Here is a 13796-nt window from a genome sequence, read left to right on the forward strand (position 1 = left end):
ATGTTAGAATTAAGTCTAGACGAAGTAGTAAAAGCAGTAGATGGTGAACTTTTAAAATCACCAAAGGAATACACTGTAAAAAAAGTTTCAACAGATACTAGAAAGATAGAAAAGGATACTCTCTTTGTAGCATTAAAAGGTGCTAAATTCAATGGAAATACTTATGTTAAAGAGGCTTGTGTAAAGGGCGCTAATCTTTGCATAGTTGATGAATTACTTTTTGATTTAAAGGAAATTGGAGATGATTCTGGAATAATAATAGTAAAAGATACAAGAAAAGCTCTTATGAATCTTGCTAAGTTTTATAGAGAAAAATTAGGGCTAAAAGTTATTGGAATAACAGGTTCTGTTGGTAAAACATCTACTAAAGACCTTTTAGCTGCACTTTTAAGTAGTAAATATAAAGTGTTTAAAACTAAAGGAAATTTCAATAATGACATTGGTCTTCCACTTATGGTTTTAGAACTTGATAAGAGTTATGATATCGCTATTTTAGAAATGGGAATGAGTGCTTTAGGAGAAATTGAAACATTAGTTGATATAGCTAGACCAGATATGGCGGTAATAAGCAATATAGGGATATGCCATATAGAGCATTTAAAAACTAGAGAAAATATATTAAAAGCTAAAATGGAAATTACAACATTTTTTAATGAAAATAATGTGTTAGCTATAAATGGTGATGATGATATGCTTTCTAAAGTCTCAAGTAATAAGTTTAAAGTTATAAAGGCTGGAATGAATGAAGAGTTTGATATTTATGCAAAAGATGTGGTTGTAAATCAATTATCTTCAGATTTCACAGCAGTAACTCCAGAAGGAAGTATAAGGCTTCATTTAGACATGCCAGGACTTCATAATGTTCAAAATATAATGCCAGATATTGCAATAGCTAGAGAACTTGGTGTTACTTTAGAAGAAATGAAAGATGGATTAAATAACTTAGAAGCAACTTCAATGAGATTTGAGATTATAGATATGAAAGATTATAAAGTAATAGATGACTCCTATAATTCAAGTCCTATAGCTTGTAGAACTTCTACAGATATAATGATGAATCTTCCAGGAAAAAGAAAAATATGTGTTTTTGGAACAATGAAGCAACTAGGGGATGAATCTGAAAAGGAGCATAGAGGAATTGGAGAGTATGCTAAAGAAAAAGGAATTGACTTAATGTTATGTTGTGGTGATTTCTCAGAAAATATAGCAGAAGGATTTGGAGATAGATGTAAAGTTTATAAGGACAAATTATCTTTAATACAAGATTTAAAATCTATAATTGAAAAAGATGATTTAATATTAGTTAAAGCATCTAGAGGAATGCATTTTGAAGATATTGTTAAGGAAATATGTTCTAAATAAATTTTACAAAGGAGGTATAGCTACTTAGATAGTAGTAATTAGGATTATGGAATTAAAATCATTAATAGACCCTAATATAATAATAGCACTAGTTATAAGTTTTGTTATAGCGTCGATACTTGCGCCAATTATAATACCAGTGCTACATAAACTTAAATTTGGACAAAACATAAGAGAAGAGGGACCAAAAAGTCACCAAAAAAAATCAGGAACTCCAACTATAGGAGGAGTAATATTTATAGCATCAACTATTATAACGATGATTATAATGACATTTGTTATGAAGGGTACTTTTAATAATGAGGCGATGGTTGCCTTATATGCATTTATAGCTTTTGGAATCATAGGTTTCTTAGATGACCTTTTAAAGATAGTAAAAAAGAAAAACGAAGGGTTAACGTCAAAACAAAAGATGGTATTACTTTTAGTAGTGTCAATTGTATTAGCATTCTATTGTTATTATACTTTTGGAAGCAGTATAAGTTTCCCATTTACAAGTTATCATATAAATCTAGGTTGGATTTATATACCATTTGTGATAATATACTTTGCTGGTGCAACTAATGCTGTTAATTTAACAGATGGTTTAGATGGTCTTGCAACATCAGTTACAGTTTTAGTAATTACATTCTTAGCAATTGTTTCTTATAGTATGGGACACGCAGAACTTGCAGTATTTTGTGTAGCAATAGCTGGTTCACTTTTAGCATTCTTAAGATTTAATGCATTTCCAGCTAGAGTATTTATGGGGGATACAGGTTCATTAGGTCTTGGAGGTGCAGTTGCAGTAGTTGCATTAATGCTTAATATGCCTTTTGTTCTTGTTATAATTGGGATAGTCTATGTAATAGAAACATTATCTGTAATATTACAAGTTTGGTCTTTTAAAACAAGAAAGAAAAGAATATTTAAAATGGCACCAATACATCATCATTTTGAAGCCTGTGGATGGAGTGAAACTAAAGTTGTCGCAGTGTTTTCAATAGTAACAGCAATTTTTTGCTTCATAGGATTTGCATCTATATAAAATATATTAGGAGGCGTTACGTAAATTAATGGTAAAACAAAGGGGTAAAAATGGTTCAGTAGATATTTACTTAGTATATGCTGTAATGTTACTTTTAGCCGTAGGAATAATAATGGTTTATAGTGCTAGTTCCTATGTAGATATGATTAATCATAATGGAAATAGTGCATATACATTTACAAGACAATTAATATTTGCAACTTTAGGTTGTATAGCTATGTATATTATGTCTAGATATGATTATCATAGGCTAAAAAATAAAAGATTAGTGTTTATTTTGATGATAATAACAGTGATATTGCTATTTGCAGTATTTTTGTTTCCTGGAGTAAATGGTGCTAAAAGATGGATAATGCTTGGTCCACTATCTTTCCAACCTTCAGAACTTGCTAAATATGTAGTTGTTATTTATTTAGCTATGGCATTAACAAATAATATGAAAAATATAACAAGTTTTTGGAAGGGGATAGTTCCTGCTCTTATGATGGGAGGAATATTTGCAGCTATTATACTTAGTCAAAAAAACTTAAGTATAGCAAGTGTAACATTAATAGTTACATTTATAATGCTTTTTGTAGCTGGCGGAAGGAAAAAGCATCTATTTGGAATAGTAGCACCAGCTATGCTGTGTGCTGCTACAACATTTACGTTGATAGAGCCATATAGAAAGGCAAGGCTTTTAAACTTTATAAACCCTTGGAAAGATGCTGCAGGAAATGGATATCAGCTTATTCAATCATTTTATGCATTGGGGGCTGGAGGGCTAACAGGTCTTGGTCTTGGGCAATCAAGACAAAAAACTCTGTATATGCCAGAACCTCATAATGATTTTATATTTGCAATAATAGGAGAAGAGTTAGGTCTTGTAGGATGTGTTGTAATAATTGCCTTATTTATATTCTTTATAATAGCAGGAATAAGGATTGCTATGAGGGCAAAAGATAACTATGGGACACTTTTAGCTATTGGAATAACATCTATAATAGCTATTCAAGCAATTATAAATATAGCTGTTGTAACAGGGTCAATGCCAGTTACAGGAGTTCCACTCCCATTTATAAGTTATGGAGGTTCTTCACTTGTTGTAAATCTAATGGCAATGGGGATACTTATGAATATATCACGACAAATAGATAAAAAACCCAAAAAAGGTGCTATATAAATAGCATCTTTTTTATTTAATAAAATAATAAAAATATAATGCAAAAAATGTAAAAAAATGATATTATTTAAATATAAAACAAATTTAAGGGGTATCATTGAAGATGAGAATAACACCTAAAGAATATCTAAAAAAAAATAAAACTAAAAAAAATAAAAGAAGTATATTAATACTAGGTATTTTTATAATTTCAATAGGATTATTTGTTCTTTTAAAAGCTGAAATTTTTAATATAGTGGAAGTAAATGTTGAAAATAATAAAATTCTTTCAAAGGAGGATATTTTAGATGAAAGTAATCTTTTAGGAGATAATATATTTTTGGTAAAATTAAATGAATTAGAAGATAAAATTTTGCTTAATCCATATATAGAAGAAGTTTCTATAAGGAGAAGAATTCCAAATAAAATATCTGTAATTGTCAATGAGAGAGTAGCATCTTATAAGATTATTGAAGATAATAAGAGTTATATATTAAATGATGATCTTGTTATAATGGAAAAAAGAGAAGATTTAGATGGAATAGTCCTTCCAATTTTAGAAGGAGTGGATATAGAGGGGAGAGAACTTGGTGATAGTGTTACTAAAAATAAAGAAAAAGCAGAATTTTTAAAATTACTAAAGAATGCATTAGATACTAATGATATGAAAATAGATAGTGTAAATGTATCTGATATAAATAACATATATTTATATTTTGATGATTGCAAAGTAATATTAGGGGCAAATAATAATATAGAAAATAAGTTAACTAAAGCTATAAATATATTAAAAAGTGATAAAGTTAATATTTCTAATGGATATATAAATGTAAGTTTTAGTGGAAATCCTGTTATTTATGAGAAGCAAGATGCTAATAATTAATTATAAAATTAATCTTGTGAACTATTCCTGATAATGATATTATAAACTAGTAAACGAATTAAAAAATAGTAATTTTGCAGAATAGTTGATTTGAAAAATAATTTATAGGTTAATAAAGAGGGTGTGATAAGATTGAATATTGATATTAAAAAAAGAATAGAAGATTTAAATAATAAAGTATCAGATAAGGTAAAAATTATTGCAGTATCTAAAACTAAGCCTATAGAAGATATGGAAGTTGCGTATAATTGTGGAATACGTGATTTCGGTGAAAATAAAGTACAAGAAATATTGTCAAAGTATGATAATTTTCATAAGGATGTTAGATGGCATCTCATAGGACATCTTCAAACAAATAAGGTTAAATATATAGTTGGAAAGGTAAGTTTAATACAATCTTTAGATAGTATAAACCTTTTAAAAAAAATAGATAAAGTTTATGGAAACAATGGAAAAATAGCTAATGTACTAATACAGATAAATATTGGACATGAAGAACAAAAGTATGGAATTTTAGAAGAGGATTTAGATGAACTTTTGCAAGAAATAGAAAAATGTGAATTTGTAAGAGCAAAAGGAATAATGGTTATAATTCCAAAAGGGAATACCGAAGAAAATAGAATGTATTTTAAAAGGACATATGATATTTATAATAGACTGAAGACGAAATCTTATAAAAATACTACTATGAACATACTTTCTATGGGAATGTCAGGCGATTATGAAGTTGCTATAGAAGAAGGAAGTAATATGATAAGAATTGGTCAAGGAATTTTTGGGAAAAGAGATTATAATAACTAGGAGGATAAAAGATGTTTGAAAGAATTAAGGGATTTTTAGGATTTAATGATGCTATGGATGATGAGATTGAGGATATAGAAGAGGCAGTTGTAGAAGAAAAAGAACAACATCACCATCATCATGTACAGACAGCTAATGCACTTGCGCAACAACAAAGCCAACCTGTAAAGAAGCAACCTAAGGTTGTTAATATTCATAGTACAAGCCAAGCAAAGCTTACAATAACTAAACCGCTAAAATATGATGATGCAACAGAAATATGTACAGCTTTAAAGAATAGAAAAATAGTGGTTGTAAATACAACAGCCTTAGAACTTAAAGTAGCACAAAGACTTATTGATTTTATAAGTGGTGCATGTTATGCATTAGAAGGTGACTTTCAAGAGGTTGAAAAAGGGGTATTTATAGTAACTCCATCTAATATAGATGTAAGCAATGAGTTTAAAAATGAATTAACAAATAAAGGCTTATTTAATTGGTCTAGATAGAAATGAAAAAAGAAGAATTTTTAGGTCTTTTAAGAAATAGTTTAGATGAGTATAGTTTGCTTAAGCTTTATAATAAAATGCAATTAGCTATAAATAAAGGAATAACAGTTTTTACTGATGAATTTTATACACCTGATGTTTGGATGGTTTTAGAGGAAAAATTTAAAAATATAGTTAAGGTAGATAGTTATGGCATATTTTTAGATAGTGATAGGAGAATTATAGCATTTAATAAAGAAGAATATAATGAATTTCCTATAAGGTTAGTGGAAATAAAGTGTAATACCAAGTTTTCTAAATTAGCTCATAAAGATTATTTAGGAGCATTAATGTCTCTTGGAATAAACAGAAATAAAATGGGCGAAGTTATTTTAAGTTGTGATAGAGCTTTTGTTGCGGTGTCTTTAGACATGGTTGACTTTATTATAAATAACTTAGATAGAGTTAAAAGTTTATCATGTAAATGTACAGTAATAGATGATTTTACTAATCTTCCTACAATTAACTATGAAGAAAAGTTAGTAATATCAACATCAAAGAGGTTAGATTCTATAGTATCTGCTATTTCAAATATATCAAGAAGTAAGGCATGTGACTATATAGAAAACCAAAGAGTTTTAGTAAATTACGTTATGATAAGAGAGAAAAGTTATTGTATTAATGAAAATGTAAAAATAACAATAAAAGGAATTGGTAAGTTTAAAATAGGTGAAATTTTTGGTACAAGTAAAAGTGGTAGATTAAAAATTAAAATATATAAATACACATAGGAGTGAGGGGAACTTATGAGACTTATGGCAAAGGAAATAACTAATAAAGAATTTAAAAAAGTGGTAAGAGGATATGATGTAGAATCTGTTGATGAACATTTAAATCTTATTGAGGAAAGTTATCAAGCTTTATTTCGAGAAAATCAAGATTTAACTAAGAGGGTCGAAATTTTAAATGAAAAGATTGAGCATTATGTAAAAATAGAAGATACTATACAAAGCGCATTAATACTTGCTCAAGATACATCAAAACAGGTAAAATTAAGTGCAGAAAAAGAAGCAGAACATATAATTAAAAATGCTAATGAGTCAGCGCAAAAAATACTAGATAAAGCTCAAGAAGATATAATAAAATTAAAGTATGAGTATGATAAAGCAAAACAAGAATTTAGTTTGTTTAGGGCAAAATTTAGAAGCTTTATGAGTATACAAATGGAATCATTTAATGATTTAGAGAAAGATTTTTATAAGGATTTTAATATATCCAAATTAGAAGAACCAGAATTTGTTGAAAGTATTCATTTAGTTGAATCGGCAAATACTGTTGATACACAAAAAGAAGATAATGATATATACGTAAAAGATATATTTGATGATGAGTATAGTGATGTAGATGATATAAAGAGCTTTTTTGCAGAAGGCTAAATAAAAGAAATCTCACTTAAAAATAGAGTGAGATTTTATTATTTTTTATTGCAAAAAATGTAATATTTATATAATATAAAGTAAGATAAAATTTTTAAATACAAGTTAATGTAACAGGGTGTTTTTTATATTATTTTAGATTGGAGAAATTAAAATAATGACTATTGAAATAAAGGAAATTGTGATAGAGGAAAAATACAACAATGTTAGGGCTGATAAGGCTTTATCTGTTATTTTTGATAATCTATCTAGAAATTTCATTCAGAATTTGTTTGAAGAAGAAAAAGTCTTAATAAATGGGAAAATTGCAAAGAGTAAGGTTAAATTATTGACTGGCGATATGATAAAAATAGATATACCAAAACCGAAAGAGTTAAAAGTAGAAGCAGAAAATATCCCTCTTGATATAATTTATGAGGATAAAGATATTATTATAGTAAATAAACCTAAGAATATGGTGGTTCATCCAGCACCAGGGAATTATGAAGGAACTTTAGTAAATGCACTCCTTTATCATTGTACTGATTTATCAGGAATAAATGGAATTATAAGGCCAGGGATAGTACATAGGATAGATAAAGATACATCTGGTATATTAGTTATTGCTAAAAATGATTTAGCTCATAATGATCTAGCAGCTCAGTTTAAAGAACATAGCATAAAAAGAGAATATTATGCATTAGTTGAAGGTAGAATTAAAAAAGATGGTGGAACAATAGATGCGCCTATTGGCAGACATGTTAATAATAGATTAAAATTTGCTGTAAGCGATGGTGGAAAAAGAGCAGTTACGCATTATAAAGTGTTGGATGTTTTTAACTCTTGTACTTTAGTTAAATGTACTTTGGAAACAGGAAGAACTCATCAAATAAGAGTTCATATGGCGTTTATTGGTCACCCTTTAGTTGGGGATACTGTATATGGGCTAAAAAAACAAAAAATAACTAATAATGGGCAAGTGTTGCATGCAAAAACTTTAGGATTTATTCATCCAACTAAGAAGGAATATATTGAATTTAATTCAGACCTTCCAAAAGAATACAAAGAAATTTTAAAAAAATTAGGAGGAAAAGAAGAATATGAAACTTAAAGCAATGTTATTAGATGACAATTCTATAAGAAGAGCTTTAGTTAGGATATCTCATGAGATTATAGAAAAAAATAAAGGTGTTGAAGATATTGTACTAGTAGGTATAAAGAGAAGAGGTTATCCACTTGCTAAAAGAATAGCAAGTCAAATAGAAAAAATAGAAAATGTCAAAGTGCCTGTAAGTTGCGTTGATATAACTTTATATAGAGATGATTTGACGAGTTTTGGTGATTTACCAAATATAAATCATTCGGAATTAGATATTTCCATAAAAAATAAAAAAGTAATATTAGTTGATGATGTTTTATATACTTGTAGAACTGTTAGAGCTGCGATAGAGGCAATTATAGACCAAGGTAGACCACAGTTTATACAATTAGCTGTTTTAGTTGATAGAGGTCATAAAGAGCTACCTATAAGAGCAGATTTTGTAGGAAAAAATGTACCAACATCAAAAGATGAGATAGTAAATGTGATGATTACAGAAATAGATGGAGAAGATTCTGTTAAAATATATGAAAAATAAACTTAAGGAGAAGCTTTAATGAATTATAAGTTAATTGCTACCACAACTTTTGGTATAGAAGCTGTTGCGGCAAAGGAATTAAAAAATTTAGGTTATGAAAATTTAAAGGTTGAAAATGGAAAAGTCGAATATGAAGGCGATGAAATGGATATAGCTATTTCTAATGTTTGGCTTAGAACAGCTGAGAGAGTGTTAATAAAGGTTGCTGAATTTAAGGCTGAAAGTTTTGAAGAATTATTTAATGGAACTAAGGATGTGGATTGGGGTAAATATATTCCAGTTAATGGTAAAATGCATGTAGTAGGAAAGTCTATTAAATCAAAACTTTATAGTGTACCAGATTGTCAATCAATTGTAAAAAGGGCAATTGTTAAAAGTATGGAAGAAACTTATAATAGAGAGTGGTTTTCAGAAGATGGTCCAGTTTATAAAATTGAGGTAGCTATATTAAAAGATATTGTAACTTTAACAATAGATACATCTGGAGAAGGTCTACATAAAAGAGGATATAGACAAAATTCTGGAGCGGCTCCAATTAAGGAAACATTAGCAGCAGCTATGGTTTTATTATCTAGATGGAATAAGGATAAAGTTCTTATTGATCCATTTTGTGGATCTGGAACTATTTTAATAGAAGCCGCACTTATTGCAAACAATATAGCACCAGGTTTGAAAAGAAGATTTGTCTCAGAAACATGGCCTTCTATGAATAAAGTTATGTGGATGCAAGTTAGAGAGGGTGCTCTTAAAGCTGTTAAAAAGAGTCCGGCTAAATTTATAGGGTATGATATAGATAATTGGGTTTTAAAAACAGCTAAAAATAATGCTATAAAGGCAAGTGTAAGTAATTTTATTGAATTTCATAAATTAGATTTTAATGAATTCTCTTCAAGTAAAAAGGATGCGATAATAATAACTAATCCTCCTTATGGGGAACGTTTAGGGGAAAAGGAGCAAATAGAAAAACTTACTAAAAAAATGGGAGATGTAATAAGAGAACTTAACACATGGGATATAAATGTGTTTACTGCATATACAGATTTTCAAAAAGTAGCTAAAATTAAAGCTTCTAAAAATAGAAAATTATATAATGGAAGACTATTATGCTATTATTATCAATATTTAACAAATAATAAATAATTCAATTAGGATATCTTATGTAATCAATAAAGGTTTACAAGATATCCTGTTTTTATGGTATATATGTTAATAATTTACTAAAGGAGAATAATTATGATATGCACATACTGTGGTAAAGACATAAAAGATTTAGATAATTTAAAAACATTAGAATATGAGGAGGATAAAGTTTTAGTTTGCTCTGATAAGTGTGCTAATGATTTTAGAAAATATAAAAAAATTAGTGAGAGGAATAGGATTAAATTTCTAGGGTTGACGATATTAAATTCTGTAATTGCAATTATTTTATATATTATAGGGTTATTTTTTAATGATATATTAGATGTTATTGCAACATTTTATATATTTGAAAGTATTGGAGTAGTGAGCCTTAAATATCCTCATGTATCTATAAGTAAGGTAAAAAATTATGGCATGACAAATGGGACAAAAGTTGTAAAGAAAAGAGGAATTATATTATTAGTATTAGGCTTTTTAGTTTCTATAGGGATGTTTTTCTTTATAAGGGAATTTAAATTTATATAATTATTAAGTTTTTCAATTGTTGAAATAAAGCTATATAATAGTATAATAGAGTTAACTATATAGATGAAGTATTTTTAAAGAGGGAGAAGAGGTATTATGGGCAGCAATAAAAATATCGATCCTGTAAAAAAAAGAAGAGTTTTGTTAACAAGACTTATAGGACTTTTTTTAATAATAGCAATGACAGCACTATTTACAGCAGGTATAATGTTAGGTGGAAATTAATAAATTCAAGGTTATAAGATATGCTTAAATTTACTTAGGTATATCTTTTTATTTATAGTTTTAATATTTAAATATATTATGATAAAAAATTTCTATTGTTATTTTAGATTAATTATTTCACTTTAATACAAAAAGTAGTAAAATGATATTTAAGTATTTAAAATATAGATAAGGGAGTGTAATAATGAAAAATTATAAGAAAAGAATAATGTCTGAAGGACTCTTTATATTATTATTCTTAATACTTTTAGTTGGTGCTAGGGGAAAAGCTAGTATTGTTACCGTAGCTGTAATTGGTCTTGTTATATCATTTGTAATATCTACATGGTGTATAGTTAAAGAAAGTAAAAGAAAAAAAGTTACTAATTAAAGCTTGTGTATAAATTAAAATTAAAACAATTACAATTTTAAATAAGATTATTAAATTTTAAATATTTTTAGTAAATAAAACAACTTAGATAGTGTTAATTATAGATAAAAGATAAAAGATATTATGTGTATCTTTTATCTTTTTTATTAATTTTCCTTAGTTAAATTTATATTTTTAGGTGGATCTATATAAAGTGTTTTATTTGTTGAGTAAATTACCATACCAGGCTTTGCACCAGATGGTTTTTTTACGTTTTTAACTAAAGTGTAGTCAACAGGAACTTTAGTAGAATTCTTTCCTTTGCTGTAAAAGGCAGCTAAAGTTGCAGCTTCTAAAAGAGTAGATTCAGGAATGTTTTTTCCTTTAATTATCACATGGGAACCTGGAATTATTTTTGTATGAAGCCATGTATCAGTTTTTTCAGCAAATTTTAAAGTTAGATAATCATTTTGTATATTATTTTTTCCAACATAAATATCTATTCCATCAGAAGATATAAAGTGAAGAGGTTTATTAGTTTTTATTTTGTTTTTATTTTTTTCCTTTCTAAATCTAACATATCCAGTTTCAATAAGTTCCTTTTTTATTTCTTCTATATCAGCGTAATTATCAGCAGTTTCAAGACTTGTTAGGACAGAGTTTAGATAATTTAGCTCATCCTCATTTATTGAAAGTTGATTTATAGAAGCTTCTTCAGCATTTTTAAGCTTGTTATATTTTTTAAAATAGAATTGAATATTTTCAGAAGGAGTTTTATTTTCATCTAAAGATATTTTTAAATATTCTTCATTTTCACTATAATAATTTAACACAGAAACATCTTTATCGCCTTTTTTAAATCCATATATATAAGAGGTTAAAAGTTCTCCCTTTATTCTATAATCTTCTTTTGCTTCACATTCTTCTAAAGTTTTTTCTAAGATTTTGATTTTTTTTAAGCATCTTTCGATATTAGTATTTATAAGCCTTTGAATATCCAAGCCTTTGCTGTGAAGTCTATCTTGTTTGTCTTTTGTAGCGTAAAAATTATCTAAAGTATCGCTATGACTTTCAAAATATTTTTTTTCACAATTGTTTAATGATATGAGGTCTTTAAAATAAAAATCAATAACTTTTCCATCTTTAAAAAATAAAATATTTTTATTATCTTTTAATATATTTTTGAAATAGTCAGTAATAAATACTGATAAATTATCAATAGTTAAATCATTAAATTTATTTTTATATTCTATAAATAAGTCATTTGAAAGATTTTTTCCAACCCCTGTTATAATTTTAGAAAATATACTTTCATTAAAGTTTATATTTTCTTTTAAAAGATTTTTAAGCTCTTCTTTAGTAAAAGAAAAGGGATTTAATTTGTTAGATGTAGGTGGCATTATAAATGTAGCACCAGGATATAACACTCTATAACTATTTTTATTAGAATGAATATGCTTTATAGATTCCATAATTTTATTATCTCTTTTTCTAACTAAAGTAATGTTGCTATGCCTTGCCATTATTTCAACTATTAAAGAATATTTGCTATCAAACCCTAGTTCATCTTTATTTTCAATATCTATTGAGATTATTCTGTCCGTAGAATATTGAGTTATATCAATAATTTTACCACCTATTAAATATTTTCTAAGTACCATACAAAACACAGGAGCTTTTAATGGATTAATTTTGTTTATTGTAGTAAAATGTAGTCTAGGATAGTTTGAACTTGAGGAAATTAGTAGTTTTTTTGTTCCTTTACCTCTAAGTGTTAAAATTATTTCATCCTTTTCAGGTTGGTTTACTTTATCTATTTTAGAGTTTATAGCAAAATCTTTAAGTTCATTTATTAAACTATATAAGTAGATTCCATCTAAAGCCATATATAATCTTCCTTTCTATATGTTAAGTTAAAGATAGTATAACATTTTAAAGGAAAGTCTATCAACAAGTATAATTTTAGAGGTGATGTTATGAATTTTGTTAAAATGCATGGAAACGGTAATGATTTTATAGTAATTGAAGATTTAAATAATAAATTAAAGGGAAAAGAAAGTTCTTTAGCAAAGAAAGTTTGTCATAGAAGATATGGAATTGGTGCTGATGGAATATTATTAGTTAGAAGACAGAATGCAACAATTGAGATGGTAATAATAAATTCAGATGGTTCTTATGCTGCTATGTGTGGTAATGGAATAAGATGTTTTGCTAAATATGTTTATGATAACTCTTTAGTAAAAGATAAAGAATTTGATGTTATAACAGGAGCTGGAATAAAGAAAATATCTTTAACAGTAGATGAAGATAATAAGGCATTTGAAATAAAGGTTAATATGGGGTTCCCAGAATTTAAACCAGAATTAATTCCATGTACTGTTAAGGGTGAAAATGTTATAGGAAAGGTAATAAAAGCAAACAATAAGGAGTATAAAATAAACTCATTGCTTATGAATATTCCTCATACAGTAATTTTTGAAGAAGATGAAACACTAATAAGTGAAGGTAATGAGATAGAACATCATGAAATATTTCCTGAGAGAACAAATGTGAACTTTTGCAAAGTTTTAAATGAAAATACTATAAGAGTTAGGACATGGGAAAGAGGTGCAGGAGCAACTTTAGCTTGCGGAACAGGAAATTGTGCATCAGCAGTTATTGCTAATAAATTAGGTTTTGTAGGGAATAAGGTAAACATCATAGTACCTGGTGGAAAGCTTAAGGTTTATATAGAAAATGATGGTGTTTATATGATTGGAAATGCAGAGTATATATGCAAAGGTGTTTATAATTTATAAATTTTAATAACATTTAAAAGGGAGTA

16 protein-coding genes are annotated in these 13796 nt (G+C 27.3%); 15 read left to right on the forward strand and 1 reads right to left on the reverse strand.

Features of this window, described 5'->3' with window-relative positions; translation table 11 throughout:
- The 14 genes from DR020_RS07085 to DR020_RS07145 all read left to right on the forward strand — a co-directional run bounded on the left by DR020_RS07085 (position 1) and on the right by DR020_RS07145 (position 10993).
- On the forward strand, positions 1 to 1362 hold the full coding sequence (locus tag DR020_RS07085; RefSeq protein WP_055257300.1) for a UDP-N-acetylmuramoyl-tripeptide--D-alanyl-D-alanine ligase: 1362 nt from the start codon (positions 1 to 3) through the stop codon (positions 1360 to 1362).
- Between the two features lie 46 nt (positions 1363 to 1408).
- The gene (gene mraY, locus DR020_RS07090) at positions 1409 to 2389 is read left to right on the forward strand and encodes a phospho-N-acetylmuramoyl-pentapeptide-transferase (protein WP_055257299.1); all 981 of its coding nucleotides are present in this window, start codon (positions 1409 to 1411) and stop codon (positions 2387 to 2389) included.
- A gap of 28 nt (positions 2390 to 2417) precedes the next feature.
- Positions 2418 to 3551: a putative lipid II flippase FtsW gene (gene ftsW, locus DR020_RS07095; protein ID WP_112365604.1), complete on the forward strand. Its 1134-nt coding sequence runs from the start codon at positions 2418 to 2420 to the stop codon at positions 3549 to 3551.
- A 103-nt stretch (positions 3552 to 3654) separates the two neighbouring features.
- Positions 3655 to 4413 (forward strand): cell division protein FtsQ/DivIB, encoded by a 759-nt coding sequence (locus DR020_RS07100; protein ID WP_055257297.1) that lies wholly within the window; start codon positions 3655 to 3657, stop codon positions 4411 to 4413.
- 138 nt (positions 4414 to 4551) lie between these two features.
- Positions 4552 to 5214 carry a YggS family pyridoxal phosphate-dependent enzyme gene (locus DR020_RS07105; protein ID WP_112365694.1) on the forward strand — a complete coding sequence of 221 codons (663 nt, stop codon included), beginning with the start codon at positions 4552 to 4554 and terminating at the stop codon, positions 5212 to 5214.
- A gap of 11 nt (positions 5215 to 5225) precedes the next feature.
- The gene (locus DR020_RS07110; protein ID WP_055257296.1) at positions 5226 to 5702 is read left to right on the forward strand and encodes a cell division protein SepF; all 477 of its coding nucleotides are present in this window, start codon (positions 5226 to 5228) and stop codon (positions 5700 to 5702) included.
- A 2-nt stretch (positions 5703 to 5704) separates the two neighbouring features.
- Positions 5705 to 6472 carry a YlmH/Sll1252 family protein gene (locus DR020_RS07115; protein WP_055257295.1) on the forward strand — a complete coding sequence of 256 codons (768 nt, stop codon included), beginning with the start codon at positions 5705 to 5707 and terminating at the stop codon, positions 6470 to 6472.
- A 15-nt stretch (positions 6473 to 6487) separates the two neighbouring features.
- Positions 6488 to 7117 (forward strand): DivIVA domain-containing protein, encoded by a 630-nt coding sequence (locus DR020_RS07120; RefSeq protein ID WP_055257294.1) that lies wholly within the window; start codon positions 6488 to 6490, stop codon positions 7115 to 7117.
- 157 nt (positions 7118 to 7274) lie between these two features.
- Entirely contained in the window at positions 7275 to 8207 is a 933-nt protein-coding gene (locus tag DR020_RS07125; protein ID WP_112365605.1) for an RluA family pseudouridine synthase, read from the forward strand.
- Positions 8197 to 8733, forward strand: coding sequence for a bifunctional pyr operon transcriptional regulator/uracil phosphoribosyltransferase PyrR (gene pyrR, locus DR020_RS07130; RefSeq protein ID WP_055257292.1), 537 nt, complete (start codon positions 8197 to 8199; stop codon positions 8731 to 8733). The genes DR020_RS07125 and pyrR overlap by 11 nt, the downstream gene beginning before the upstream one ends.
- Before the next feature lie 18 nt (positions 8734 to 8751).
- A complete protein-coding gene (locus tag DR020_RS07135) occupies positions 8752 to 9873 on the forward strand; it encodes a THUMP domain-containing class I SAM-dependent RNA methyltransferase (RefSeq protein ID WP_112365606.1) in 1122 nt (373 codons plus the stop codon).
- Between the two features lie 93 nt (positions 9874 to 9966).
- A complete protein-coding gene (locus tag DR020_RS07140; protein ID WP_112365607.1) occupies positions 9967 to 10398 on the forward strand; it encodes a hypothetical protein in 432 nt (143 codons plus the stop codon).
- A 96-nt stretch (positions 10399 to 10494) separates the two neighbouring features.
- Positions 10495 to 10623 (forward strand): hypothetical protein, encoded by a 129-nt coding sequence (locus tag DR020_RS12625; RefSeq protein ID WP_256437740.1) that lies wholly within the window; start codon positions 10495 to 10497, stop codon positions 10621 to 10623.
- A 184-nt stretch (positions 10624 to 10807) separates the two neighbouring features.
- Complete coding sequence (locus DR020_RS07145; protein WP_112365608.1) at positions 10808 to 10993, forward strand: hypothetical protein; 186 nt, start codon at positions 10808 to 10810, stop codon at positions 10991 to 10993.
- A 146-nt stretch (positions 10994 to 11139) separates the two neighbouring features.
- On the opposite strand, the gene DR020_RS07150 is transcribed toward DR020_RS07145, so the two are convergent.
- The gene (locus DR020_RS07150; protein ID WP_112365609.1) at positions 11140 to 12858 is read right to left on the reverse strand and encodes an Rqc2 family fibronectin-binding protein; all 1719 of its coding nucleotides are present in this window, start codon (positions 12856 to 12858) and stop codon (positions 11140 to 11142) included.
- 90 nt (positions 12859 to 12948) lie between these two features.
- Here DR020_RS07150 and dapF point away from each other — a divergent pair, with 90 nt between their 5' ends.
- A complete protein-coding gene (gene dapF, locus DR020_RS07155; RefSeq protein ID WP_112365610.1) occupies positions 12949 to 13770 on the forward strand; it encodes a diaminopimelate epimerase in 822 nt (273 codons plus the stop codon).
- Positions 13771 to 13796: the final 26 nt, after the last annotated feature.

The sequence above is a fragment of the Sarcina ventriculi genome, from assembly GCF_900456775.1.
Taxonomy (GTDB): Bacteria; Bacillota; Clostridia; order Clostridiales; family Clostridiaceae; genus Sarcina; species Sarcina ventriculi.